General features: G+C 74.8%; 22 protein-coding genes and 1 tRNA gene. 10 read left to right on the top strand and 13 right to left on the bottom strand.

Features of this window, described 5'->3' with window-relative positions; all coding sequences use genetic code 11:
- Nucleotides 1–106: 106 nt before the first annotated feature.
- From AB0D01_RS35115 to AB0D01_RS35130, 4 genes are all read right to left on the bottom strand, one after another.
- Entirely contained in the window at nt 107–298 is a 192-nt protein-coding gene (locus AB0D01_RS35115) for a CsbD family protein (RefSeq protein WP_363062610.1), read from the bottom strand.
- Between the two features lie 115 nt (nt 299–413).
- Nucleotides 414–1,442 (bottom strand): iron-containing redox enzyme family protein, encoded by a 1,029-nt coding sequence (locus AB0D01_RS35120; RefSeq protein ID WP_363062612.1) that lies wholly within the window; start codon nt 1,440–1,442, stop codon nt 414–416.
- The gene (locus AB0D01_RS35125) at nt 1,439–1,612 is read right to left on the bottom strand and encodes a CDGSH iron-sulfur domain-containing protein (protein ID WP_363062683.1); all 174 of its coding nucleotides are present in this window, start codon (nt 1,610–1,612) and stop codon (nt 1,439–1,441) included. The genes AB0D01_RS35120 and AB0D01_RS35125 overlap by 4 nt, the downstream gene beginning before the upstream one ends.
- A gap of 61 nt (nt 1,613–1,673) precedes the next feature.
- Entirely contained in the window at nt 1,674–2,321 is a 648-nt protein-coding gene (locus tag AB0D01_RS35130) for a HemK2/MTQ2 family protein methyltransferase (RefSeq protein WP_363062614.1), read from the bottom strand.
- 241 nt (nt 2,322–2,562) lie between these two features.
- Between AB0D01_RS35130 and AB0D01_RS35135 the strand changes: the two genes are divergently transcribed.
- The 6 genes from AB0D01_RS35135 to AB0D01_RS35160 all read left to right on the top strand — a co-directional run bounded on the left by AB0D01_RS35135 (nt 2,563) and on the right by AB0D01_RS35160 (nt 11,462).
- Nucleotides 2,563–3,522, top strand: coding sequence for a nucleoside hydrolase (locus AB0D01_RS35135; RefSeq protein ID WP_363062616.1), 960 nt, complete (start codon nt 2,563–2,565; stop codon nt 3,520–3,522).
- Between the two features lie 363 nt (nt 3,523–3,885).
- Nucleotides 3,886–5,175 carry a phenylacetate--CoA ligase family protein gene (locus AB0D01_RS35140; RefSeq protein WP_363062618.1) on the top strand — a complete coding sequence of 430 codons (1,290 nt, stop codon included), beginning with the start codon at nt 3,886–3,888 and terminating at the stop codon, nt 5,173–5,175.
- On the top strand, nt 5,172–6,548 hold the full coding sequence (locus AB0D01_RS35145) for an MFS transporter (RefSeq protein WP_363062620.1): 1,377 nt from the start codon (nt 5,172–5,174) through the stop codon (nt 6,546–6,548). The genes AB0D01_RS35140 and AB0D01_RS35145 overlap by 4 nt, the downstream gene beginning before the upstream one ends.
- Entirely contained in the window at nt 6,545–7,690 is a 1,146-nt protein-coding gene (locus tag AB0D01_RS35150; protein ID WP_363062622.1) for a GNAT family N-acetyltransferase, read from the top strand. The genes AB0D01_RS35145 and AB0D01_RS35150 overlap by 4 nt, the downstream gene beginning before the upstream one ends.
- Complete coding sequence (locus AB0D01_RS35155; RefSeq protein WP_363062624.1) at nt 7,687–8,835, top strand: acyl-protein synthase; 1,149 nt, start codon at nt 7,687–7,689, stop codon at nt 8,833–8,835. Before AB0D01_RS35150 ends, AB0D01_RS35155 begins: the two co-directional genes overlap by 4 nt.
- Nucleotides 8,836–8,837: 2 nt before the next feature.
- Entirely contained in the window at nt 8,838–11,462 is a 2,625-nt protein-coding gene (locus AB0D01_RS35160) for an acyl-CoA reductase (protein WP_363062626.1), read from the top strand.
- A 122-nt stretch (nt 11,463–11,584) separates the two neighbouring features.
- Here the strand turns inward: AB0D01_RS35160 and AB0D01_RS35165 are convergent, their stop codons facing one another.
- The 3 genes from AB0D01_RS35165 to rox all read right to left on the bottom strand — a co-directional run bounded on the left by AB0D01_RS35165 (nt 11,585) and on the right by rox (nt 14,602).
- A complete protein-coding gene (locus tag AB0D01_RS35165) occupies nt 11,585–12,448 on the bottom strand; it encodes a hypothetical protein (protein WP_363062628.1) in 864 nt (287 codons plus the stop codon).
- Between the two features lie 9 nt (nt 12,449–12,457).
- The gene (locus AB0D01_RS35170) at nt 12,458–12,991 is read right to left on the bottom strand and encodes a SigE family RNA polymerase sigma factor (protein WP_363062685.1); all 534 of its coding nucleotides are present in this window, start codon (nt 12,989–12,991) and stop codon (nt 12,458–12,460) included.
- Between the two features lie 180 nt (nt 12,992–13,171).
- Complete coding sequence (gene rox, locus AB0D01_RS35175; RefSeq protein WP_363062630.1) at nt 13,172–14,602, bottom strand: rifampin monooxygenase; 1,431 nt, start codon at nt 14,600–14,602, stop codon at nt 13,172–13,174.
- Between the two features lie 202 nt (nt 14,603–14,804).
- Between rox and AB0D01_RS35180 the strand changes: the two genes are divergently transcribed.
- Nucleotides 14,805–14,879: transfer RNA gene (locus AB0D01_RS35180), tRNA-Trp, on the top strand.
- A 53-nt stretch (nt 14,880–14,932) separates the two neighbouring features.
- Here the strand turns inward: AB0D01_RS35180 and AB0D01_RS35185 are convergent.
- From AB0D01_RS35185 to AB0D01_RS35205, 5 genes are all read right to left on the bottom strand, one after another.
- A complete protein-coding gene (locus AB0D01_RS35185; protein WP_363062631.1) occupies nt 14,933–16,168 on the bottom strand; it encodes a cation:proton antiporter in 1,236 nt (411 codons plus the stop codon).
- A 4-nt stretch (nt 16,169–16,172) separates the two neighbouring features.
- Nucleotides 16,173–16,643 (bottom strand): TrkA C-terminal domain-containing protein, encoded by a 471-nt coding sequence (locus tag AB0D01_RS35190; RefSeq protein WP_363062687.1) that lies wholly within the window; start codon nt 16,641–16,643, stop codon nt 16,173–16,175.
- 320 nt (nt 16,644–16,963) lie between these two features.
- The gene (locus AB0D01_RS35195) at nt 16,964–18,277 is read right to left on the bottom strand and encodes a ClC family H(+)/Cl(-) exchange transporter (RefSeq protein ID WP_363062633.1); all 1,314 of its coding nucleotides are present in this window, start codon (nt 18,275–18,277) and stop codon (nt 16,964–16,966) included.
- Nucleotides 18,278–18,434: 157 nt separating this feature from the next.
- Nucleotides 18,435–19,637: an SGNH/GDSL hydrolase family protein gene (locus AB0D01_RS35200; RefSeq protein ID WP_363062635.1), complete on the bottom strand. Its 1,203-nt coding sequence runs from the start codon at nt 19,635–19,637 to the stop codon at nt 18,435–18,437.
- A gap of 98 nt (nt 19,638–19,735) precedes the next feature.
- Nucleotides 19,736–20,308, bottom strand: a complete 573-nt coding sequence (locus tag AB0D01_RS35205; RefSeq protein WP_363062637.1) for a WHG domain-containing protein — start codon at nt 20,306–20,308, stop codon at nt 19,736–19,738.
- A gap of 257 nt (nt 20,309–20,565) precedes the next feature.
- Between AB0D01_RS35205 and AB0D01_RS35210 the strand changes: the two genes are divergently transcribed.
- Both AB0D01_RS35210 and AB0D01_RS35215 read left to right on the top strand, forming a co-directional pair.
- Nucleotides 20,566–21,582, top strand: coding sequence for a DUF5954 family protein (locus AB0D01_RS35210; protein WP_363062639.1), 1,017 nt, complete (start codon nt 20,566–20,568; stop codon nt 21,580–21,582).
- A 131-nt stretch (nt 21,583–21,713) separates the two neighbouring features.
- The gene (locus AB0D01_RS35215) at nt 21,714–22,208 is read left to right on the top strand and encodes a GNAT family N-acetyltransferase (protein ID WP_363062689.1); all 495 of its coding nucleotides are present in this window, start codon (nt 21,714–21,716) and stop codon (nt 22,206–22,208) included.
- Nucleotides 22,209–22,279: 71 nt separating this feature from the next.
- Here the strand turns inward: AB0D01_RS35215 and AB0D01_RS35220 are convergent, their stop codons facing one another.
- Nucleotides 22,280–22,867 (bottom strand): TetR family transcriptional regulator, encoded by a 588-nt coding sequence (locus AB0D01_RS35220; protein WP_363062641.1) that lies wholly within the window; start codon nt 22,865–22,867, stop codon nt 22,280–22,282.
- Nucleotides 22,868–22,968: 101 nt separating this feature from the next.
- On the opposite strand from AB0D01_RS35220, the gene AB0D01_RS35225 reads away from it, so the two are divergent.
- Nucleotides 22,969–23,862 (top strand): methyltransferase domain-containing protein, encoded by an 894-nt coding sequence (locus tag AB0D01_RS35225; protein ID WP_363062643.1) that lies wholly within the window; start codon nt 22,969–22,971, stop codon nt 23,860–23,862.
- Nucleotides 23,863–23,922: the final 60 nt, after the last annotated feature.

Consider the following 23,922-nt stretch of genomic DNA (forward strand, 5'->3'; position numbering starts at 1 on the left):
AGCCCGTCGTTGCCGGCGAACGCGTCGGACAGGTCGGCCTGGCTCGCGGCGGGCCCGGCGATCCGGATCCCGGCCCGCCGGCCGTCGTCGCTCCTCGCGGTCGTCGCTACTTGCGACGGTCGCGCAGGTCCTCGGCGGCCTCACGGGCCCGCTTCTGGGCGTCGGCCATGTGTTCCTTGGCCTTGCCCTTGGCCTCGTCCATCTTGCCCTCGGCCTTCAGCCGGTCGTCGCCGGTCACCTTGCCCGCGGCCTCCTTGGCCTTGCCCTTGAGCTGGTCCATCTTGCCCTTGTCCGCCATGACGACTCCTTGGAGAGTTCGGTGAGAGGTGTTCGGTGAGAAGTGTTCGGTTACCGACTTACGCAAACTAGGCGAAAACGATCCATCCCGCGCGTCGAACGGTGACGCTCCGTGGTCACGCGGGCCCGTCGGGGAGCGGGGCACGCAGGGCACTGGCCCCGCGGCCCCAGGCGTCCAGGACGTGTGCGGCGAGCCGGTCCTCCAGCAACGAGGTGGCGTCGCAGCCGAAGGCCACCTGGGGCTCCAGGTGCGGTTCCTCCTCCAGCAGACCGCCGACGACCTCGTGCCGGACGACCTGCTCGTGGACGGCGTCGGCGGTCACGTGCTCGGCGTAGAAACGCACGGCGGCCGGACCCGCGCCACAGGAGGTCAGGGCCTTCACCATGCGCTTCGAACCCGGTGAGGACGTGGTCTCGACGCAGGCGAAGTGACCGACCAGCGCGCCGCGCCAGGCCCGGTGCAGCCCGAACAGGGACATCAGGTTGACCGTCGCCAGGGCCGGGGCGGGCACGTGGCCGAGGTAGTGGTTGTACGCGGGGTCCAGGCCGAGGTCCACCATCAGGTCGGCGAAGAGCCGCGCGTGCACCGCCTCGGGGTGCCCGGCGCCGAACTCGTCGTACTCGACGGCGACGAAGGCGGCCTTGGCCCGGCCGGTCAGCCGCGGGATGGCCCAGGCGTGCGGGTCGGCCTCCTTGAGGTGGTACGGGGAGCGCAGGACGGCGTACTCGCGCAGCCGCTCGGGGGTTCCGGCGTCGGCGAGGTGTGCGCTGATGCCCCCGGCGCCGTCGGCGGGCTCGGTGAGCAGCGGGGCGAAGGCCTCGGCGACGCTCCGGTCGCGGGGCAGGGCCTCCTCCAGGGCGGTGACGAACCGCTGCTCCAACGCGGCCCGCAGCCTCAGCAGGTCCGGGTCCCACTCACGGTCGTCCGCGACGCCCGGCAGGCCGCGGTAGTGCAGTTCGTAGAGCAGGTACAGGGCGAGGTGGAGGTCGTCCCCCCAGGGGTCGGTGGCGATGTCGGCGGCCTGGGCGCAGAGCTCCGGCGGCGGCCGGTCGTGGCCCAGCAGGGCGGTGGTGACGGCGGTGGACAGCGGGCCGCGCGGGGCGGTGTGCCAGGCGGCCTCCGCAGCGGTCGGGGGTACGGTCATCGTCGACGCTCCCTGGAACGGTGGCTGGTGTCGCACCACGGGTAGTCGCGGCTGCGCCGGCAGGTGCACAGGGCGACCATGAACCGGTCGCTGCGCCGCACCTCACCGTCGGCGGCGACGGCCTCGACCGGGCCTTCCACCAGGACGGGGCCGTGCGGATCGGAGTCCAGGAGGACCCGGCGGGCGGTGCGTCGCGGGCGGGTGGGCCCGGGGTCGGGCGTGCGTTCGGTGTCAGGGTCGTTCGGCACGGATCACCACCAGCTTCTCCCTGGTCTCGGAGCGGCCCGCGAGGCCCTGTTCGTGGAGCCAGGCGCGCCGCGCGCTCAGCACCGGCCCCCAGGGGACGTCCCCGCGCCGCACGATGCGGGTCACGAGGCCCCGGGCGCGCAGCCGGGCGACGGTGGTGGCGGCGCCGCACAGGGCGGAGTGGACCAGCAGCAGGACCCCGCCGGGCCGCAGGAGGGCGGGAGCGCGGTCGCACAGCCCGTCGATGACGGCGCGGCCGTCGGGGCCGGCGTCCCAGGCGAGGGCCGGTCCGGTACCGCGCCGGTGCGGCGAGGGCACGTAGGGTGGGTTGCTGACGACCAGGTCGAAGCGCCGGCCGGGGGCACAGGTGGCCGCCTCGGCGTGCTCGACGCGCAGCGGCAGGTGGTGGTGGCGGGCGTTGAGCCGGGCCGTGGCCACGGCCCGCGCGGAGGGGTCGACGGCGGTGACCAGGGCGCCCCGGCGGGCGGCCAGCAGGGCGAGGACCCCGCTGCCGGTGCCGATCTCCAGGACCGTGCTGCCGGGGCCGAGGGGTTCGGCCTCCAGGGCCTCCGCGAGGAGGCGGGTGTCGGCCTGGGGGCGGTAGACCCCGGGCGGGAGTGCGAGGACGGTCATGTTGCAGCGGCTGCCCGCGGGGCGGGTGAGTATGCCGGCGCGCGGCACGGAGGGGACGGGACGGCGGGTGCCGGGGCGGCGGTGGGGGCGCGCCGGGGGCGGCGGTGGGGGCGCGCCGGGCGGCCGGGGCCGGCCGGATCCTCGCCCCCTCGGGGCGGCGTACGGGTGGGCGGCCGTCGGCGTGAGCAGACTGGAGCCGTGGGGCCGCCGAGGGGCGGCCCGAGGGAGAGGGGTCCGGTCCGTGAGCGTTCCCGTTCCGATCGTCATCGACTGCGACCCGGGGCACGACGACGCCCTCGCGATCCTCCTCGCCGCGGGCGACCCGGCGGTGGACCTGCTGGCCGTCACCACCGTCGCCGGGAACCAGAGCCTGGAAAAGACCACCCTCAACGCGCTGCGCGTGTGCACGGTCGCCGGGATCACCGGGGTACCGGTCGCGGCCGGGTGCCCCCGCCCGCTGGTGCAGCCGCTGCGCGTGGCCGACGACGTGCACGGGGAGTCCGGCCTCGACGGCCCGCGCTTCCCCGCGCCGACGGTGACGGCCGAACCCGGGCACGCCGTGGACCTGCTGCGCAGGATCCTGACGGAGCATCCGGAGCCGGTCACCCTGGTGCCGACCGCCCCGCTGACGAACATCGCCCTGCTGCTGACCCGCCACCCGGAACTGGCGCCCCGCATCCGGGAGATCGTGCTGATGGGCGGTTCCACGGAGCGCGGCAACCGCACCCCGGCGGCCGAGTTCAACATCCACACCGACCCGGAGGCGGCGGACATCGTCTTCCGCAGCGGCGTCCCCGTGACGATGTGCGGGCTGAACGTCACCCACCAGGCCCTGGCCACACCGGAGGTCCTCGCCCGCTTCGAGGCGCTGGACACCGAACTGGGGTGGATCTGCGTCGAGTTGCTGCGTTTCTTCGCGGGCACCTACCGGCGGCTGTTCGGGTTCTCCGCTCCCCCGGTCCACGACCCGGTGGCGGTCGCCCGGGTGATCGACCCGGCGATGGTCGCGTGCGTGGACGCTTACGTGGCCGTGGAGCTGAGCGGGAGGCACACGCGCGGGGCGACCGTGGTGGACCTGCACGGGACGCTGGGCCGGCCCGCGAACGCCCGGGTGGCCGTCGGGCTGCGGACCGACCTGTTCTGGGACCGGCTGCTGGCGGCGGTGTCGGCGCTGGGCGCCGGCGCGGCGGGCGGGCGCTGAAGCGGGCGGACCCGGGGACCGGAACCGGGGGCGTGGGCCTCGGGCCGGGGGCCGTGGACTCACCGCCGGCCCCCGGGTTCCGCATGTTCCCGGCCAACTCCGCGAGCGGGCCCGGCCGGTGCCCCCGCGCGCCCCGGCCGTACGGCGTACGCCGCCGCGACACCTCCACCACGGTGTGAAAAATTGTTGAACAATGCCCTTCTGGCCGAAAATTTTCGCTTGATTTTGCGGCGTGCGCACTGATGTTTCATCATCGTGACTGCACGTCAGCTCTTGACGTCCGTCGAGGAGACGGGGGCGCGCACCCGCCGCGCCCCACGGTGGCTCCCGTTCCGGATTCTTCGTTCCCCTAGGCAAAGGCCCATGTCCGCCCACCTGCTCTCGGACCTCATACGGTTCGCCCGGCACAACTCGCCCTTCTACCGGGACCTGTACGCGTCCCTGCCGCCCGACACCGACCGTCTCACCGACCTCCCGGTGGTCGACCAGGACGCGTTCTGGGCGGCCAACACCCCGCGCGACAACCGCGTGTTGACCGGTCCGCTCAACGAGGCCACCGTGTACAAGACGGGCGGGACCACCGGTTCCCCCAAGTTCTCGGTCTACACCCGCGACGAGTGGCGCACCTTCGTCACCGCCTTCGGGCAGGGCCTCGTGGACGCGGGACTGCGGCCCGGACACCGGGTCGCCGACCTGTTCTACGCCGGGGAGCTCTACGCCAGCTTCCTGTTCGTCCTCGACTCCCTCGCCCACGCCCCCGTGGACAACGTCCGGCTGCCCGTCGGCGGGGCGGCCCCGCCGGAGTCGACGATCCCCACGCTGCGCGACCTCTCCGCACAGGTCCTGACCGGCACCTCCACCACGCTGTGCCGGCTCGCCGAGCGGGTGGCGGCCTCGGGCGAGCGCCTGGACGACGTGGAACTGCTGCTGTTCGGGGGCGAGGCGCTGTTCGAGGACCAACGCCGGCTGCTGGTCGGCGCGTTCCCCCGCGCCGAGGTCCGCTCCGTCGGGTACGCGAGCGTGGACGCCGGTCTGCTGGGGCGGCCCGTGCCCGGCGCCGACACCCGCGTGCACCGGGCGTTCACCCCGTACGCGGTGGTCGAGATCCTCGACGACACCACGGGCGAGCCCATCACCGAACCGGGGCGTCCCGGTCGCGTCGTGGTCACCAGCCTGTTCCGCCGGCTGATGCCGATCATCCGCTACCCGGCCGGCGACCGGGCCGAATGGACCGGCACCGGGCCCGGGCACTTCCGGATCCTCGGGCGCGCCGAGGAGGGCGTGCGGGTCGGGCCCGTGGCCCTGTACACCCGGGACGTCCAGGACGCCGTGGCCGCGGTGGACACCGCCGGCCTGGTCGTCGGCACGCAGCTCGTCGTCCGCCGCAGCGAGGGCCGCGACGGGCTCGTGCTGCGCCTGGCCACCGCGCCCGGCGACGGGACCCCGGGCGCGGACCCGGACCCGGACGCGCGGCGGGCGCTGGCCGCGGCCGTCGTCGCCGAGCTGGAGTCCGTACGACCGTTGTACCCGGACAGCGTGCGCGCCGGGTTCGTGCACCCGGCGACCGTGGAATGGGTGCGCCACCGCGACCTCGCCGTCAACCCGCGCTCGGGCAAGCTGATCCGGGTCCTGGACGAGAGGCCGACCGCGTGAGCCGCCCTGCGGCCTCCGCTCCCGCTCCCCCGTCCGCGCCGTCGTCCCCGCCCGCCCCGGCGGGCGGGCGGCGCGCGCCGCTCGTGCTGCGCAACCGGGCGTTCGGCGCCGTATGGCTCGGGCAGGTCCTCACGCAGGCCGCCGTCCGCATGTTCCAGGTCGGCGTGTCCTGGTGGCTCGTCGCCCACGCCGTGCGGGACGGCGCGGGCGTCGCCTCCGGGCTGTTCATGGCCGCCTGCACGCTGCCCGCCGTCGTCCTGGCGCCCGTGGTGGCACGGGCGCTCGCCCGCTTCGCCCACCGCTCGGTCCTGCGGAACTCCGCCGCGCTCGCGGGCGGCGTCGCGCTGGCCCTCGCGGCGTGGGCGTACGGCGACGGCCCGCCGCTGCCGACCGTGTACGGGGCGGCCCTGGCCCTGGCGGCCTGCCAGGCGTTCTTCGACCCCTGCCTGACGACGTCGGTGCCCGAGCTCGTCGACGACGCCGACATCGAGACGGCCACCGGCTTCGAGCTGTCGACGCAGTCCCTGGCGGGCCTGGGCGGCGCCCTGCTCGGGGCGTTGACGGTGGACCGGGCCGGCGTGCCGGGCCTGGCCGCGGGCTGCGCCGTCGCCTACCTCGGCGCCGCCCTGCTCGTCGCGGGCGCGCGCTTCCGCGCCGCCGGCCCCGTACCGGGAACCGGGGACGCGGGGGACGGCGGGGACGCGGGGCAGGCCGGGGACGCGGGGTCCGGCCTGCCGGCCGCCGCCGGGCCGCGCCCGCTGCGGAGCCTCCTCGGGGAGCTGCCCGCCGTGCGGCGGATCCTGGTCTGCTTCACCGCGGCGAACCTGTTCACCGCCGCCGTGTTCGTCGTCATCCCCCTCTACACCCGTGCCGTCCTCGACGGCGGGGGCGCCACCGTGGCGCTGCTGGAGGCCTCCCTGGGCGCCGGAGCGCTCGTCGGTGCCTTCACCGGGTCCCGGTTGCCCGGCCGGCCGACCGTCGCGGGCGCGTACTGCCTGGGGCTGATGGCCCTGGCGCTCGCGCTGCCGGGACTGTTCGCGCACCGCGCCGTCTTCGCGGCCTGCCTGGCCGTGTCCGGCTGGTGCGCGGGCGCCGTCAGCGTGCGCTTCGTGGCCCTCTTCCAGCGGTCGGTGCCCGCCGCGGACAAGCCCGGTTTCTTCGCCGCGATGCAGGCCGTCCTGGGCTCCGCCCTGCCGGTGGCGTCCCTGGTGTTCGGCTCCGCGGGCGACTTCCTGTCACCGCGGACGCTCTGCCTGGTCCAGGGCCTCGGCCTGTTGCCCGCCGCCTGCGCCCTGGCCCTGTCGGCCGGGACCGCCGCACGGGGAACCCCCGCCGGACACCCCGACACCGAACGGATCGGAGACCCCCGGTGAACCCCGTCGTCTCCCCCGCCTCCCGTACGGACATCGCCGAACTGCGGCAGCTTTACTACGCGGTGTACGGGCCCCACTACCCCGTCGCCCTCGGCACCGACCCCGCCGAGATGGCCCGCCTCATCGCCGACCCGCACTCCCTGTGGCTCGTCGGCCGCCGCCCCGACACCGGCGCGCTGACCTCGTCGGCGGCCATCCGCAGCGAGCCGGGCAGCCGGATCGGGCGCCTGGAGGGCATCGCCGTACACCCCGACCACCGCGCGTCGGGGCTGGCCGGCGCCCTCACGGGTGCGCTGTGCGCCGGGATGCTGGACAGCGGCCGCCTCGACTCGGTGTACGCGACCGTGCGGACCGCCGGCGCCGGCCCCCAACGGCTCGTCGCCCGCCACGGATTCCGGCCGCTGGGCATCCTGCCCAACGCCGTCGACCTGCGCGACCGCGAGAGCCTCGCGCTCTACGCCCGCCACGGCGCCGGGGTGCTCGACCGCCGGATCCCCGTCACCGAGGTGCCCGCGCCCCTGCTGCCGCTGCTGCGGACCGCCGGGGCCGCGCTGGGCATCGACTACCCGGACCTGCGGGCGGGCTCCGCCCCGCTCCCGGCGCCCGGGGCCCGCGCCTCGGCCGACCGGCTGGAGCTGATCGAGGCCCCCGCCTTCGTGGGGCGCCGCTTCCGCGAGCGCTTCCCCGGCCGCGAGGGCTGGTTCTACCCGCTGCACACCCCGAACGTGCTGCTGACCCCCGAGGACGGCGGCTTCGAGGTGTACGCCTCCCTGAACCGGGCCGGCGGCTACTGCTCCCTGTTGAGCGCGCACCCCGACCCGGCCGCCGCCGCCGACCACCTCGAAGCCGTCACCCGGGCGCTGGCCCGCGCAGGCGCCGGCTACGTGGAGGCCCTCGTACCGCTGGCCCACCACGAGGCCCTCTCGGCCTTCCTGGCCCAGGGGTTCGTCGCCGGCGCCGTCTACCCGGCGATGCGCGCGGACGGCGACGGCTTCCACGACTACGCCGTCCTGTCCCGCTCAACGGAACGGATCGACTTCCGCGGCGTCGCCGCTCCGCCGCCCCTCCAGCCCTACCTGGACTGCTACGTGTCGGCCTGGGCGTCGACACACCTGCCCACACCATCCGAGGTTGCCCCATGAACCCCCATCTCGCACCGGTCACCGTGCCCGACCCGGACCTCCTGCCGCACGTACAGCGGCTGTGCGACCTGACCGACCCCTACGCGCACGGCCCCGCCGAGGACGAGCTGTTCGCGGCGGCCATGGCGGAGATCAACGCCTGGCACACCGAGCGGTCCCCGTTCTTCGCCTCGCTGTACGAGAGCACCGCGCCGGACGGCCCGTACCGCACCCCGCTGGTCCACGCGAACTTCTTCAAGCGGCACGAGGTGCTCTCGATCCCGCGCGAGGACGTCGACCTGCACCTGACCTCCTCCGGCACCACCGGGCAGAAGTCGCAGATGTTCTTCGACCGGTGGACCATCCGCTCCGCGCAGCGCATGGTCGCCCGGATCTTCGAACGCAACGGCTGGATCACCCCCGACCAGGAGGTGAACTACCTGCTGTACAGCTACGAGCCGGCGCCCTCCCTCGACCTGGGCACCGCCTTCACCGACAACTACCTGTGCGACTTCGCGCCGGCGCGGGAGGTCGCCTACGCGCTGCGCGACACCGCCGGCGGTCACGAGTTCGACCCCTTCGGCTGCGTCGCGGCGCTGCGCCGCTTCGAGCGGCAGGACGCCCCCGTGCGCGTCCTCGGCTTCCCCGCCTTCCTCTTCTTCACCCTGGAACGGATGCGGGCCATGGGCCTGCCCCCGCTGCGCCTTCCCGAGGGCTCCCTCGTCGTGCTCGGCGGCGGGTGGAAGGGCAACGCCGACCGGAGCATCGGCAAGGAGGAGCTGTACGCGCGGATCACCGAACAGCTGGGGATCCCCGGCGAGCGGATCCGGGACACGTTCGGTTCCGTCGAGCACTGCGTCCCCTACGTGGAGTGCGCACACCACCGCCTGCACGCGCCCGTCTGGTCGCGGGTCACGATCCGCTCGACCCGCACCCTCGAACCGCTGCCCCACGGGGAGCCGGGCTACCTGCACCTGGTCTCGCCGTACATCACCTCGGTGCCGGCGCAGAGCGTCGTCATGGGCGACCTGGCCTCCCTGTGGCCGGGGGACGCCTGCGGCTGCGATCTGGGGACCCCCTGGTTCACCGTCCACGGCCGGGCCGGGGTGAGCCGCAACCGGAGCTGCGCGGTGGCCGCGGCGGAACTGATGAAGGGAATGGCGTGACCATGAGCGCGCACACGATCGGGACGACGGGCCGGGGCGCCGCGGGCGTCGACTCCACGCACGTCGACTCCACGTACGTCGATTCCACGCAAGCCGACTCCACGCGCGTCGACTCCACGCGCGTCGGCGCGGACGCCCCCCACTATTGGCAGGGCACCTTCGTCGGCGACGACGAGGCCGGGCGCCTGCTGGCCGACTGGCCCGCCGCCGTGGAGGCCGCGCTGGCGACACCGCTGGAGACCGAGACCGTCCTGGCGGCCTGCGACGCCCTCGGCACCGCCCTGCTCGACCCGGACCATCCGGTGTACGCCCGCGTCGCCGCGCACCTGCCCGAGGGGGAGGACCCGGTCCTCCTGACCGAGCTGGGCCGGCTGCTCGGCCGTCGGGAACTGACCCGCAAGCTGCGCCGCGAGCTCGGCGGCGCCGTACCCGGCCGGCTGAACCGGGCCGATCCGCGCGAGACGGCCTACGAGGCGTGGGCTCCCGTCGGCCTGGTGGCCCACATCGCCCCGGGCAACGCCGCCGGGGTCGCGACGCTCAGCCTCGTGGAGGGCCTGCTCGCCGGGAACGTCAACGTCCTGAAGACCAGCAGCGCGGACGGCCTCCTCACCCAGGCCCTGGTGGCCGAGTTGGCCGCGCTGGATCCCGACGGCGCCCTGGCCGAGCGGATCGTGGTCCTGCGGTTCCCCTCGGCGCGCCGGGAGTGGCTGCGCCTCATGTGCGCGCCCGCCGACGCCGTCGCCGTGTGGGGCGGGGAGGAGGCCGTCCAGGGGGTCGCCGCCCACGTGCCGCCGGGATGCCGGCTGGTGGAGTGGGGGCACCGGATCTCCTTCGCCTACCTGACGGGCGACGCGTGGGCGGACCCCGCGACGTTGGAGGCGCTCGCCGACGACGTGTGCCTGTTCGAACAACAGGCCTGTTCCAGCCCCCAGGTGGTCTACCTCGACACCGCGGACGAGAGCGAGCTGTTCGCCTTCGCCGAGCGGTTCGCGGGGGTGCTCGCCGCCCGTCCCCCGGCCCCGGTCGACCCCGCCGAGGACCCGGCCCGGGAGGCGGAGCTGACCACCACCGTCCTGATGGCCCGGCTGGAGGAACACCTCGGGCTGACCCGGGTGTTCGCCGCGCCCGACGGCGCCTGGCGGGTGATGGCCGACACCCGCTCCCCGCTCACCGCCTCGCCGCTGCACCGCAGCGTGTGGATCAAGCCGCTGCCCCGCCGGGAGGCCATGGCCACCCTGCGCCCGATGCGCCGCTACCTCCAGACGGCGGGCATCGCCGGCAGCCGGACGGACGTCGCCGAGCTGTCCCGTACGGTGCTGGCCGCGGGCGTCACCCGGGTCACCCCGGTCGGCGCCATGGCGGCGAGCTACGCGGGCGAACCGCACGACGGGGTGTACGCGCTCCAGCGCTACAGCCGCCGCGTGGCCGTCCAGACCGATCCGGAACGCTTCGCCACCACCGCCTGCCTGGACGACCTCGTACGCCCCGTCCGCCTGCCGCGCCCCTCCGGCCCGCTGCTGGGCAAGGACGAGGTGCGGGAACGCAACGGGCTGGTGGCGCGGGCCGACGCCGAGCTGTACTTCCACAGCGGGGGCAGCACCGGCGCGCCCGCCCTGTCGCTGTTCAGCTACGAGGACTACGACACGCAGATGCACGCGGCGGCCCGCGGTCTGCTCGCCGCGGGCTACGACCCGGCCCGTGACCGCACCGCCAACCTCTTCTACAGCGGCGGCATGTACGGCGGCTTCATCAGCTTCTTCTCCGTACTGGAACGGCTGGGCGGGATGCAGCTGCCGCTCGCGGCGGGGACCGACCACCGGGCGACGGCGCGGGCGCTGATCGACCACGGGGCCGACACCCTCTTCGGGATGCCCTCGTACCTGTGGCAACTGCTGCACGCGGAGGCGGACGCGCTGCGCGCCTACGGGGGCCTGCGCAAGGTGTTCTACGGCGGCGAGCACTTCACGCCGGAGCAACGGCGCACCCTGGCGGACGAGTTCGGCATCGAGGTGGTCCGTTCGATCACCTACGGCAGCACCGACCTCGGCCCGTTGGGCTACCAGTGCGTGCACGGCACGGGCGGCGTCCACCACCTGCACGCCGACCTGCACGCCCTGGAGGTCCTCGACCCGGTCGAGGACCGTCCGGTCGCGCCGGGCGAGACGGGCCGGCTGGTGTTCTCCACGCACGCGCGGCGCGGGCAGGACCTCGGCCGCTACGTCATCGGCGATCTGGGTCGCGAGATCCCGGGGCGCTGCGCGTGCGGCAGCCTGGCGCCCCGGTTCGAGCTCCAGGGGCGCATCGGTGACGTCATGCGCGTGGCGACGTACTTCCTCGACCGGCGGCGCTTCGTCTCCCTGGCCGGGGAGCGCGGCGGGCACACCGGCGAGCTGCAGGTCCTGCTGGAGCGGACGCCGGCGCGGGAGCGGCTGACGGTGCGGGTGGAGCGGCTGGGGTCCACGGATACGGCGGCGTTGCGGGAGGTGTTCCTGTCCGGCTACGCCGACCTGCGCGCGGCGGTGGACGAGGGGCTGCTGGAACTGGCCGTGGAGGCGGTCGACGGGGCCTCGCTGGAGCGCAGCGCGGCGAGCGGGAAGCTCCGCTCGGTGGTGGACGTCCGCGTCTGACGGACGGGGCCGGCGACGGGGCGGGCCGGGGAGGGCGACGGGCCGGGGTGCGGTGCGCGTCGCACCCCGGCCGCCTCGTCGCCGGCACCGTCCCGTCCCCGCCCGGGTCCCCCCGGGGCGTGTCAGCCGCCCGGGATCGAGGTCCCGGCCTCCTGCACCGGGTGGTCGACGGCGTAGCGGACCAGGTCGAGGAAGCGCGGGTCGGCGACGGCCCTCAGGAGCTGTTCGCCGCTCACCGGGGCCGAGACGGCGGCGCTCGTGTCGGGGGTGACGGTGAGCGAGACCTCGCTCGCCCCGTAGGCGAAGGAAACCGTGGTGGCCGTGGTCCCGGGCCCGTCGGAGGGGTAGCGCAGCGAGGTGGCCGTGATGCCGCCGGGCAGGGGGGCCTGCGCGCAGGTGACACCGCGCGCGTCGGGGGACGGGCCGGGGCAGGTCCGCGGGTTGGAGGCGCCGTCGGCCGGGCGTACGGAGAGGAACACCGGGAACCTCGCACCGCCCTTCGCCTCCCCCTGGTAGCGCCGCACGTCGTCGGCCGAGGGCCGCAGGAGACCCACCTCGTCCGGCAGGAGGTCGTCGAGGAGCACGGCCGCCCGCTGCTGGTACTCCTCCCGCCGCTGCCGCTCGGCGGGAGGCGGGGTCGACGCGGCCGGCCGGCCGGTGGGGTCGGTGTGCACCGGGGTCCGGTAGCTCCCCGGCGTGGGCTCCGCGGAGCGCGGTTCGGGTGAGGCGGCGGTGGCCGGGCCGTCCTTCGTCCCGCCCGGGTGCGCGGTCGGCAGCGCCGCCGTGCCGAGGGCCACCGCGCCGGCCAGGCAGGCGACGCCGGCGACGAGCGCGAGTCGGGCCCGGGCCCGGCGGCGGCGCCCCTGCGCCACCGCCGGGCCCACCAGGTCCTCGACCGGTGGCAGTTGCGCGAGCGCGCGTTCCATCTCGTCCCTGACCAGCAGGGCGTCGTGGTGGTGGTCGTCTTCGTACAGGTTGTTCGCCATGTCCGTTCCTCAGCTCCCCGTGGTGTAGAGGTGGGCCTCGCCCAGTCGCTCGCGCAGCTTCGCCAGGGACCGTGAGCACTGGCTCTTGACCGTGGATTCGCTGCACTTCAGCAGCCGCGCCACGGACTCGACGCTCTGGTCCTCCCAGTACCGCAGCACGACCATGGCGCGCGCCCTGGGCGGCAGTTCGGCGAGGGCCGACAGCAGGGTCACCCGCAGGTCCGCGTGGTCGGGCGAGGTACGGGGGTCGGGGCGGGAGTGCGCCCACAGGTCGCGCAGGCGACGTCGGCGTTCGGCGAGGTAGGTGCGGGTGAGCACGGTCCTCGCGTACGCGTCCACGTGGTCGGCGGCGCTCGCCCGCCGCCAGTGTTGGAACAGCTTGGCGAGGGTGGTCTGCGTGAGGTCACGGGCCGCCTCGGCGTCCCCGCACAGCAGGTAGGCGACGCGGTAGAGCCGTCTTTGGCCCGCCCGCGCGAAGGCCTCGAAGCTCTCGGGTCCCGAGGGGCCCTCCGGCGCTTCGTGGGCCCGGCCGATCTCCGGCATCTGCTCTTCCTTTCCGGTCCCCGTCACGGGGTCCTTGTCCTTCCACCCCTGTTCTGAGCGCCGTCGCCGGGAAAAGGTTGAAGCGAGGACCCGTTTTTCCCGTGGGGTCGAAAGGGCGTGGCGGTACGGCCCGCTCGGGCCGTACCGCCACGACGGGTCGCGGGTGCGGTGCCGGTGCGGTCAGTCGCCGGCCGGCGCCCCGAACCAGCGGTTCAGCGGGCCGGTCAGGTCCCGCTGGTCCGCTCCGACCCAGGCCACGTGGCCGTCGGGACGCAGCAGCACCGCGGGCACGTCCAACCCCTCGCAGGCGTCGACCACGTGGTCCACGCGGTCGGCCCAGCCCCGCACCGACAGCAGCCCGGTCCGGTCGAGCAGCAGGCCCCGCCCGCCGTGCATCAGCCCGTAGAGGCTGCCCTCCTTCAGCGGTACGTCCCGCAGCCGCAGGCCGAGCAGTTCGTGGCCCTCGCCGAGGTCGTAGCGGATGCCGATGCCGCTGGTCATCTCGGTGACGTATCGGTTGACCTCGTCGAAGTCCAACAGTCGCGAGAACAGCTCCCGCAGGGCCACGGCCCCCGGGGAGTCGTCCAACAGCACGCCCTGCGCCCGGGTGTTGGCCAGCACGCGGGCGCCCACCGGGTGCCGTTCCGTGTGGTAGGTGTCCAGCAGGCCCTCCGGTGCCCAGCCGTTGACCTCGGCGGCCAGCTTCCAGCCCAGGTTGAACGCGTCCTGGACGCCGAGGCCCAGGCCCTGACCGCCGGCCGGCGGGTGGATGTGCGCGGCGTCGCCGGCCAGCAGCACCCGACCGGCCCGGTAGCGCTCCGCCTGACGGGAGGCGTCGCCGACCCGCGACAGCCAGCGCGGCGCGTGCACGCCGAAGTCGGTGCCGGCGTGGGCCCGCAGCTGTCGCTTGACCTCTTCGAGGGTCGGCGGGGTCGTACGGTCCTCCGACACCCCCTCCGCCGGCACGATGACGCGGTACAGCCCGTCGCCCATCGGGACGGTGCCGAACCGTCCGTGGACCTTGCGGGCCTCCGCGGTGACGGCGGCCACCGTCTCCGGGTCCGCGGTCACCTCCATGTCGCCGAGCAGGGTCTCGACCTTGGCGGCCTCGCCGGGGAAGTCGATGCCGACCAGCTTGCGCACCGTGCTGCGGCCGCCGTCGCAGCCGACGAGGAAGCGGGCGCGCAGCCGCGTACCGTCCGCCAGCTCGACGTCCACGCCGTCCTCGTCCTGGCTCAGTGCGACCAGCTCGTGGCCGCGCCGGATCTCGGCGCCGAGTTCCACGGCCCGCTCGTGGAGCAGCCGTTCGGTGACGGGCTGCGGGGCGGCGAGGCCGAAGGGGTGGGCGGTGTCCAGGGCGCCGGGGCGCAGCTTGGGCAGTCCGCCGAAGTCGCCGATCGCGAGGGGCTCGCCGACCGCGAGGAAGCGTTCCAGCAGCCCCCGTTGGGCCATCACCTCGACGGTGCGCACGTGGAACCCGCGTCCGCGGGACTCCGCCGTGGGCTCGGTGAGCTTCTCCAGCACCACGGTCCGCACCCCGGCCAGGCGCAGCTCCGAGGCCAGCATCAGGCCCGTCGGTCCACCGCCGGCGATGATCACGTCGATTGTCACAGTACTCGTTTCCGCAGGTCCGGGCTTTGATCGCCTGATTCTGCGGTACGACCGGGGCCTTGCCGCAAGGCCCCCCGTGGGCTATAAGTTGATCAAGGCAAGGAGCTGTGTCGAGCTGTGTCGACCTCCTTGCCTTCGCCGTTTCCTCGTACGCGTGCGGGCGCCGCCCCCCGGGGGCCACGGCCTAGGATGCGCGGAGGGCGGGGCCGTAGCGCAGAGGTCGTCGCGCGCGGTCTCCAAAACCGCGAGGACGCCGGTTCGAATCCGGTCGGCTCCGCTCCACCGCGCTCGGCCTTCCCTCGGCTCGCTTCCCCGCCCCCTCGGCGGGCTTCAGCCCCCTTCGCGGCCGGCCGGTTCCGGCAGGGGCGGCACGGGGTCCGGTGCGGGCACGACGTCCGGTCGTTCGGGGGCCCGGCGCGCGGCGACCCAGGCCGCGAGGGGCTGGGTGTATCGGGCCGTCAGCGGGCCGAGGACGACCAGGATCAGGACGTAGGCGGTGGCGAGCGGACCGAGTTGCGGCTCGATGCCCGCGGTGACCGCGAGACCGGCGATGACGATGGAGAACTCGCCCCGGGCCACGAGGGTCCCGCCGGCCCGCCACCGGCCCTTGACGCCGATGCCGGCGCGCCGCGCCGCCCAGTAACCCGTGGCGATCTTCGTGGCGGCCGTGACCACGGCCAGCGCCAGGGCGGGCAGCAGGACCGGCGGGATGCTGGCCGGGTCGGTGTGGAGCCCGAAGAAGACGAAGAAGACGGCCGCGAAGAGGTCGCGCAGCGGACTGAGCAGGGTGTGGGTGCCCTCGGCGACCTCACCGGACAGCGCGATGCCGACCAGGAAGGCCCCGACGGCGGCCGAGACCTGGAGCTGCTGGGCGATGCCGGCCACCAGCAGGGTCAGTCCGAGGACCACCAGGAGCAGCTTCTCGGGGTCGTCGCTGGAGACGAAGCGGGAGATGAGGCGGCCGTAGCGGACGGCGACGAAGAGCACCGCGCCCGCGACACCGAGCGCGATGGCCAGCGTGAGACTGCCCGCCGCCAGGCTCACCCCGGCGAGCAGCGCCGTGATGATGGGCAGGTAGACGGCCATGGCGAGGTCTTCGAGGACCAGGATGCTGAGGATGACCGGGGTCTCCCGGTTGCCGAGCCGGCCCAGGTCACCCATGACCTTGGCGATGACGCCGGAGGAGGAGATCCAGGTGACGCCCGCCAGGACGACGGCGGCCACCGGTCCCCAGCCGAGCAGCAGGGCGGCGGCGGCGCCGGGGAGCGCGTTGAGGGTGAAGTCGACGAGCCCGGCGGGGTACTGGGTCTTGAGGTTGGAGACGAGGTCGGTGGCCGTGTACTCCAGGCCCAGCATCAGCAGCAGGAGGATGACGCCGATCTCCGCGCCGATGGCGACGAACTCCTCGCTCGCGCCGAGCGGGAGCAGGCCGCCGGTGCCGAAGGCGAGGCCGGCGAGGAGGTAGAGGGGTATCGGCGAGAACTTCAGGCGGCCCGCGACGCGGCCCAGCAGGCCCAGTCCGAGGATGATCGCCCCGAACTCGATGAGGAAGACTGCGGAATGCACTCGATCACTCCCTGTCGAGTATCGCGGCGGCGGCGTCGACGCCCTCGCGGGTGCCGATCAGGATGAGGGTGTCCCCGCCGGCGAGGCGGAAGTCCGGCGCGGGCGAGGGTCGGGCCTCGGCCCGCCGCAGCACCGCCACGACGGACACGCCGGTCTCGGTGCGCATCCTCGTCTCGCCCAGGACCCGCCCGTTCCAGTGCGAGTGCGCGGAGAGTTCGACCCTCTCGGCGACCAGGCCGAGGTCGGTGGTGTGCAGGACGTTCGGGCTGTGGTGCGCCGGCATCAGCGCGTCGATCAGCGAGGCCGTCTCCGCCCCGGTGAGGTGCAGGGAGTGGGCGCACGCGTCGGGGTCGTCCACCCGGTACAGGTTGACCGTGCGGGTTCCGTCGCGGTGCGCGATGACCGACAGGTTGCGGTGTTCGCGGGTGGTGAGGTCGTATTGGACGCCGATGCCGGGCAGCGGTGTCGTGCGCATGCGTGGAGCGGGCACGATCCATCCCCCTTCGAGTGGTGAGCGTGTCCGGCGCGGTGTCGTGCGCGCCGGCGGTGGTGGTGTGGGCGCGGCGGATCACGGCAGGCGGAACCGGCGCGGCGGGCCTCATGGTGCCATGTTTGGGATGGCCGGAATATGGGTGTCCGCACGGATGGACAGCGGCGGGACCGGCTGGTGAGGATGGGTCGGGGAACCAGGTTCCGCCGCAGGTCAGGGTGGGTTTGGCGGGGTTGCGGGACGCATCGGCGGTCGGGGCGCGGTGCGGCGGGTGTCGCGGGTGTCGCGGGCGCCTCGGCGGGTGTTCAGGGGCGCTCGCGCATGCGCCGGCGCAGGCTGTCGTAGACCGGCTCGCTCTCCAACCGGTCCGCGGTCAGCGTCGCCGCGAAGCACGCGGTCAGCAGCGGGACCAGGAGCGTGGTGGTTCCGGTCATCTCCACGACCAGCACGACGCCGGTGACGGGCGCCCGTACCACCGCGGCGAACAGGGCGGCCATCCCGACCACGGCGAACGCCCCCGGGCCGGCCGACTGGTCGGGCGGCAGCGGGAGGGTGACGGCGTGTACGAAGGTGCCCCACAGGGCACCGAGGGCCAACAGCGGCGCGAAGAGGCCCCCGGGGGTGGCGGCGGCGTAGCTGAGCGGTCCGACCGCGAACCGTACGAGGAGGTAGCCGGCCATGACGATCACGGCGGGGCTGTCCCCGGCGACGAGTCGCTCGCTCAGCGGGTCGCCGTCCCCGGCGAACAGCGGGTCGAACACGGACAGCAGGCCCACGACGGCCCCGATGGCCGCCGCCCGGACCACGACGGGTACCCGCGCGAGCCGGTCGCAGAAGGCCAACGTCCCGACGACCAGGGCGCTGTAGGCGGCGCCCAGCACCCCGGCGCTCGCGCCGAACACCAGGAAGACGGGCAGCAGCCACAGGGGCGGGGCCGGTACGTCGGGGACGGGGAGGACGGACTCGTCGCCGATGACGATCCCCGCGCAGGCGACGGCCGTGGCGGTGGCGATGATGGTGACCAGGACCAGCCGGGGCCGGAAGGAGCGCGTCACCTCCTCGCACACGAACAACAGGCCGCCGAGCGGGGCGGTGAACGCCACGGCCAGGCCGGCGCCGCCGAGGGAGGTGTGCAGCAGTCGGACGTCCTCGGGGCCCAGGCCCGCACGGCGGGCCGCCCCGGATCCGATCGCGGAACCCATGTGCACGGTCGGCCCCTCCCGGCCGAGGGCCAGGCCGGAGCCGATGGCGACGAGCCCTCCGAGGAACTTCGCCGGCAGCAGCCACGGCGACCGAGGGTCGCTCTCCTGCCGCCAGACGGCCTCCACGTGCTGGATCCCGCTCCCCGCCGCGAAGGGGACGCGCAGGGCGATGGCGCACGCGACGGCCGCGCCCGTCGCCGTGACGGCGATCGGGACCAGCCATCCTGCGGCGCCCCACCCGGCTGCGGTCTCCGAGAGGGAGACGCGCAGGGCGTCGGCGCGTTCCAGGCACCAGCGGAACGCGCCGCCGACCAGTCCGACGAGCGCGCCCGCCACCGCCGCGACGAGGTAGGCGCGGTACGGCCCCGCGCGCTGGGGGCCGCCCGCACGCTTGGGGCCGACAGGGGCACCGGGCATGCGCCGACCTCCACCGAGCCGATCCGTTCACGACGTCCGTACGGGACGTCCGTACGCGGGACGTCCGTCCGAGACTGGACCGTCGACGACCCCGGGCGGGGCACCGCGCCCCGTGCGCGGCGAAAGGGGCCCCGACTGGGCGAACGACCGGCGGGTGTCAGCGGGTCCCGCCGGCGAACGGGCCGCCGGCGCCGAAGGCGAGGTGGGCGAAGCGTTCGCCGATGTGCCGGTGGGCGGCGGGGTCCGGGTGCAGGGCGTCGGGCAGCGGCATCGCGGCGGCGTCCGCCTCGCCGTAGAGGTCGAGGCCGTCCAGGTGGTACAGGTGCGGGTCGTCGGCGGCGCGCTCCCCCACGATGCGGGCCAGCTCGGCGCGGATGACGGCGAGGGTCAGCTTCCCGGCGGCGGTCTCCGCGGGGTCCCCGGCGGCGACGAAGCCCATCCGCCCCTCGCTCAGGGCGCCGAGGTCCGGAAGGGTGGGACCGGGGGTGTCCTCGTGGAGGGCGCAGTGGAGGGGCGAGACCACCAGCAGCGGCGTGGTGGGGTGGCCCTCGCGGATGGTGTCGAGGAAGCCGTGGACGGCCGGGCCGAAGGCGCGCAGCCGCATCACGTCGAGGTTGACGATGTTGATGCCGACCTTGACGCTGATCAGGTCCGCCGGGGTGTCACGGATCGTGCGCGCGGTGAAGGGGTCGAGGACGGCGCTGCCGCCGAACCCGAGGTTGACCAGCTCCACCGCGCCCAGCGCGGCCGCCACGGCCGGCCAGGTCCCGGTGGGGGTGGCGGCGTTGGAACCGTGGCTGATCGAACTGCCGTGGTGGACCCACACCCTGCGGTCCCCGGTGCGGGGCGGGTCGACGGGGTCGTCGGTCCTCAGGGCGACCAGTCGGGTGGTCTCGTCGTACGGCAGCCAGATCTCGACGGCCTTCTCGTGCTCCGGGAGGCCGGTGAACCGCAGGGTCTCCACGGGCCCGGGGCGGGTGTGCGTCGCGCCCGAGGACAGGTCGATGACGAGCGCGTCGCCCTCGGGTGCGACCGCGCGGCCCGCGAGCCGGCCGTCGACGAGGAGTTCGTAGACCCCGTCCGGGCGGGGCGGCGCTCCCCGGTAGATCCGCTTGGTGGCCACCACGTCCAGTTCGACGGCGGTGGCACGGGTGCGGAAGGCCAGGCGCACGCCGGCCGGCTGCGACTGCGCCATGGCCAGCTGCCCGTCCGGGATCTGTCGGCGGGCCCACGCCGGCAACCGGTGCGGGAGGAGGCCCCGTTCGGTGCGCTCCAGGTCGAGGGCGCCGCGCAGCAGCTCGGCGGTGAGGGGGGTGGTGATCCATCCCGGCCGGGCGCCGGCGTCGTGCTCGGGGTGCATGTCCTTGGGTCTCTTCCGGTCGTTCGGTCGCGAGGGGGTCGGTCGCGAGGGGGTCGGGGGGACGGCGTCGGTCGGGACGGCGTCGGTCGGGAACGGGCTCAGGGGGCGGTCGGCCAGGTGCGCAGCAGCGCGTCCAGCGCGTCGAGGATCTCGGTCCAGCTCTCCTGCGAGGAGGGGGCGCTGTGGTCGAAGCCTCCGGCGGACTCCAGGGTGACGAAGCCTCCGAAGACGCTGCCCAGCAGTCGTACCGCGTGCGTCCGGTGGGGTTCGGCCAGGTGGTAGCCGCGCAGGATCGCCCGCATCATCCCGGCGTGGCGGGCGCCCGCGGAGGCGGCCGCCGCTTCGGGGTCGAGTCGGAAGCGGGCGGCGACGAAGCGGCCGGGGTGTTGGAGGGCGTAGTCGCGGTAGACGTTCGCGAAGGCTGTCAGGGCGTCCTTGCCGGCCCGTCCCGCGAGGGCGGCGGCGCCCCGGTCGGCCAGTTCCTCCAGGGCCAGCAGGGCGATCCCGGTCTTGAGGTCGTGCGCGTTCCTGACGTGCGAGTACAGGCTCGCGGTCTTGACGCCGCACCGCCTGGCGAGCTCCGCCGGGGTCACCTGCTCGAAGCCGATCTCGTCGGCCAGCTCGGCTCCCGCCCGTACCAGGCGTTCCGTGGTCAGCCCCACCCGTGCCATGCCGTCCGCCTCCACACCTCTTCGCTTCGCCTCCTGGCATGCACGAGTATGCGTTTGCCTAACCTCATTAGGCAAATACATACGAACGATAGGCGGAAGGCGGGGTCGGAGCACGGCGGTCTCGGGTGCCCGGCTCCCCCATACAGGCGCGAGCCCCGTACGGGCGAGGAATCGGCGAATTCGGGACGGCCGCCCCCGGCCGTCGCCACGATGGGCCGATGGAACCTCGGAATGCGGAACGGCGCGGATCGCGGCCGGTGGCGGTTCGGGTACCGGTGGAGCCGGTGGAGGCGGCCATCGAGGCCGACGCGAGGGACGCGGCGGCGCGCACGGCCAAGGTGGTGGTGCGCGGACCCCTGTTCGGGGTGGCGGCGCTGCCGCCCTGGGCGGGCGCACGGTGGCGGGTGGTGGCGGCGGTGACGGACGGCTGCCCACAGATCTCCCGCGACGGACTCAACTCCACCCTGTGGTTCCGCGCCAAGGACGCGGCGCGGGACAGGGCGGAACGGCGGGCGCTGCTGGCGGCGGTGGCCCGGCTGGAGCGCGAGCGCGTCGACGAACTCGACGTGGAGGGCACCCGGTACCGCGTCGTACGGGCCGAGGAGTACGCGGTGACGGGCCCCGACGGCATCGAACAGCCCCGCCCGACCGACCCCGAGCCCCTGGTTCCCGACTGGGAGCGGGCCGCCAAGGACCCCGCGATCGACGACGGACTGCTCCTGGACCCGGACGAGCCCGTCACCCCCACCCAGGCGATCGAGCGCCTGTCCCTGCGCGACCTGCGCTACACCGGCGACCGCTTCCCCGAGGACGTGCGCGCCGACGCGCGGCGGGCGCTGGACACCCATCCGGACGTCCTGCCGCTGCCCGCGACGTTCACGGTCGTGGAACAGCGGATCGGCAGCTGGCGCCCCGTCATCGGCCCCCACGCCACGGCGCACGCCGCACGCAAGTCGCTGGACTTCGCCCTGACGTGGATGTGGCCCCGGATGCACGGAATCATCCCCTACGACGCCGACCCGCACGCGGACGCCCGCACCTGGCCCGCCGACGAGGCGGCGGCGTACGCCCGGGCCGCCGACACCCTGCGGGTGGGGCGCGTCAACCGGCTGGTGTTCCGCGACACGGCCTACCGGATCGTCCGCACCCGCCGCCTGCTGCGCTGGGGCCCCGACGGCCCCGAGGGCCCGCGCCCGTCCGACGTCAACTCCCAGGAACCGACCCGCATCCACCTCGGCATGGACGAGGACGGCAACGTCCTCCCCGAGACCTGACCCGGCGCCGACCGCGCCGGACATCGGCACCCGCCTAGACTGCCGCCGTGGACGAGACGAGAACGCACGGCGACGGCAGCGGCATACGGATACGGGTCGGCGGGGTGGCCGACGTGTCCGTCGTGCTGGACATGTTGGACTCCGCGGTGCTGTGGATGAACGAACGCGGCAACACCGAGCAGTGGGGCACCACGCCCTACTCGAAGAAGCCGGGCGGCGTGGCGCGGGTCGAGCGGTACATGACCGAGAACAGCCCCTTCATCGCCGAACTCGACGGCACGCCGGTCGGCACGCTCGTACTGGACTCCGGACCCAGTCCCCTGATGCCGATCGCGCCGGCCGGGGAGCCCGAGCGGTACGTGCGGCTGCTCGTGTCCCACCGCCGGTACGCCGGTCTGGGCATCGGGGCCGCACTGCTGGCCCGTGCGGCCGAGGAGGCCCGGCGGGCCGGCGTCGACCTGCTGCGGGTGGACTGCTGGGCGGGCGGCGGGGGCGAGCTCGTCGCGTTCTACGAGCGCAACGGCTTCACCCCCACCGACCGCTTCCTGTCCGACGCCTGGCCGGGACAGGTACTGGCCCGCCGGCTCGACGGCGGCCGGACCGAGGCCCTCGGCACCGAGAGCTGAACAGCGCCGCCCCCGGGTCGACCGGCTCCCGGTAGGCGATCCGCTTCACCCGCCGGCCACCGCCTGGCGGGTCACGGGGTCCCGACCAGGGCGGTGATCAGGCGTTCGACCTGTGCCCGGGTCTCGGGGCGGGCCTCGGGTGGGCCGGTCATCAGCAGGTGGTGAAGGGTGCCGACCAGCGCCAGGGCGATCGCGTCCGCGTCGAGGCCCCGCGGGACCCGGCCGAGGGCCTGCTCCGCGCGGAGGTAGTCGCCGACCGCGTCCTGGATCGCGGTGAAGCCGGGCGCCCCGGCCTGCCAGGCCTCCCGTACGCGGTGCGCGGCGGCGGGACGGGTCACGGCGAGCCCGACGAGTCCGGGGTCGAGGCGGAGCACCGTCGAGGCGACGTCCGCGAGGTGGTCGCGCACCGCGCCGGTGCCCGCGCGGGACGGGAGGTCCCCGGCCGAGGCCGCGGTGATCGCGAACCGGTGGAGCACCAGATCGGCGACGAACTCGTCGAGACCCGCGAAGTGGGCGTGCAGCACGCCCTTGGCGCAGCCCGCCTCCTCCGTGATCGCCCGGCTGGTCAGCGCGGCGGCGCCGGCCCCGGCCACGACCCGTTCCGCCGCCGCGAACAGCCGTTCCCTCAGGTCTTCGATGACCACTCCGCGCGGTGACATCAACACCCTCCCCGAATCTGCGTGTTGCCAGTATGGGCGAGCGCCCATACTGTTTGGGCACTCGCCCATACTAAGGGTCGATCACCCGGGAGGTCCTCCGCATGCAGCACCGTTCCGCCGACACCGCCGACACCGCCCACGCCACCGTCCAGGCCCGCGCCTGGAACGGCTACGAGGGTTCCCACTGGGCCGCCCACCACGACCGCTGGAACGCCGTGAACTCCGGCTTCGACCGGCCCCTGCTCGACGCTGCCGCCATCCGGCCCGCCGAACGCGTCCTCGACATCGGGTGCGGCGCCGGCGCCACCACCCGGCTCGCCGCGCGGGCGGCCGGGGCCAGGACCGGGGAGGGGGCCGGGGAGGGGCACGCGCTGGGCCTCGACCTCTCGGGGCCCATGGTGGAGCGGGCCCGCGCGGTCGCCGCGCGGGAGGGGGTCACCAACGCCTCTTTCGTCCACGGCGACGCCCAGGTCCACCCGCTCCCCCGGGCCGCGTTCGACGTGGCGATCAGCCGGTTCGGCGTCATGTTCTTCGCCGACCCGGCGGCCGCGTTCGCCCACATCGCCTCCGCCCTGCGGCCGGGCGGCCGGGTCGCGTTCCTGTGCACGGCGGCTCCGCTGGAGAACCAGTGGCTGACCGCGCTCCACGAACTCGCGGACATCCTGCCGATCGGCGGCTTCGGCGCACCCGGCGGGCCGGGGATGTTCTCCCTCGCGGACGCCGACGCGGCCACCGAACTGCTGCGCGGCGCGGGACTGCGGGACGTGCGCGCCGCGCACGTGGAGGCGTACGGGATCTGGGGCCGGGACGCGCGGGACGCCGCCGACTTCCTCCTCGACTCGGGCCCCGGACGGCACCTCCTCGACCAGGTCGACCCCGACACCCGGGCCCTCGCCCGCCGGCGCCTGACGCGGGCCTTCCGCCCGTACGAGCGCGCCGGCGCCGTCCGGCTGCGGGGCACGGGCCGGATCCTGACCGGGGTCGCCCCGGCCTGAACCGGGGCCGGGCCCGGACCGGAAGTGACGGATCCGGCCACCACCCTGTACGAATTCCCT

Source organism: Streptomyces sp. NPDC048606, assembly GCF_040650855.1.
In the GTDB taxonomy this organism is placed as follows: Bacteria; Actinomycetota; Actinomycetes; order Streptomycetales; family Streptomycetaceae; genus Streptomyces.

Excerpts from the sequence above, each read along its gene's own strand:
- AB0D01_RS35115 (WP_363062610.1), bottom strand. The coding sequence starts at position 298 with ATGGCGGACAAGGGCAAGATGGACCAGCTCAAGGGCAAGGCCAAGGAG.
- AB0D01_RS35120 (WP_363062612.1), bottom strand. The coding sequence starts at position 1,442 with ATGACCGTACCCCCGACCGCTGCGGAGGCCGCCTGGCACACCGCCCCG.
- AB0D01_RS35130 (WP_363062614.1), bottom strand. The coding sequence starts at position 2,321 with ATGACCGTCCTCGCACTCCCGCCCGGGGTCTACCGCCCCCAGGCCGAC.
- AB0D01_RS35140 (WP_363062618.1), top strand. The coding sequence starts at position 3,886 with ATGTCCGCCCACCTGCTCTCGGACCTCATACGGTTCGCCCGGCACAAC.
- AB0D01_RS35155 (WP_363062624.1), top strand. The coding sequence starts at position 7,687 with ATGAACCCCCATCTCGCACCGGTCACCGTGCCCGACCCGGACCTCCTG.
- AB0D01_RS35160 (WP_363062626.1), top strand. The coding sequence starts at position 8,838 with ATGAGCGCGCACACGATCGGGACGACGGGCCGGGGCGCCGCGGGCGTC.
- AB0D01_RS35165 (WP_363062628.1), bottom strand. The coding sequence starts at position 12,448 with ATGGCGAACAACCTGTACGAAGACGACCACCACCACGACGCCCTGCTG.
- AB0D01_RS35170 (WP_363062685.1), bottom strand. The coding sequence starts at position 12,991 with ATGCCGGAGATCGGCCGGGCCCACGAAGCGCCGGAGGGCCCCTCGGGA.
- AB0D01_RS35190 (WP_363062687.1), bottom strand. The coding sequence starts at position 16,643 with ATGCGCACGACACCGCTGCCCGGCATCGGCGTCCAATACGACCTCACC.
- AB0D01_RS35195 (WP_363062633.1), bottom strand. The coding sequence starts at position 18,277 with ATGCCCGGTGCCCCTGTCGGCCCCAAGCGTGCGGGCGGCCCCCAGCGC.
- AB0D01_RS35200 (WP_363062635.1), bottom strand. The coding sequence starts at position 19,637 with ATGCACCCCGAGCACGACGCCGGCGCCCGGCCGGGATGGATCACCACC.
- AB0D01_RS35205 (WP_363062637.1), bottom strand. The coding sequence starts at position 20,308 with ATGGCACGGGTGGGGCTGACCACGGAACGCCTGGTACGGGCGGGAGCC.
- AB0D01_RS35215 (WP_363062689.1), top strand. The coding sequence starts at position 21,714 with ATGTTGGACTCCGCGGTGCTGTGGATGAACGAACGCGGCAACACCGAG.
- AB0D01_RS35220 (WP_363062641.1), bottom strand. The coding sequence starts at position 22,867 with ATGTCACCGCGCGGAGTGGTCATCGAAGACCTGAGGGAACGGCTGTTC.
- AB0D01_RS35225 (WP_363062643.1), top strand. The coding sequence starts at position 22,969 with ATGCAGCACCGTTCCGCCGACACCGCCGACACCGCCCACGCCACCGTC.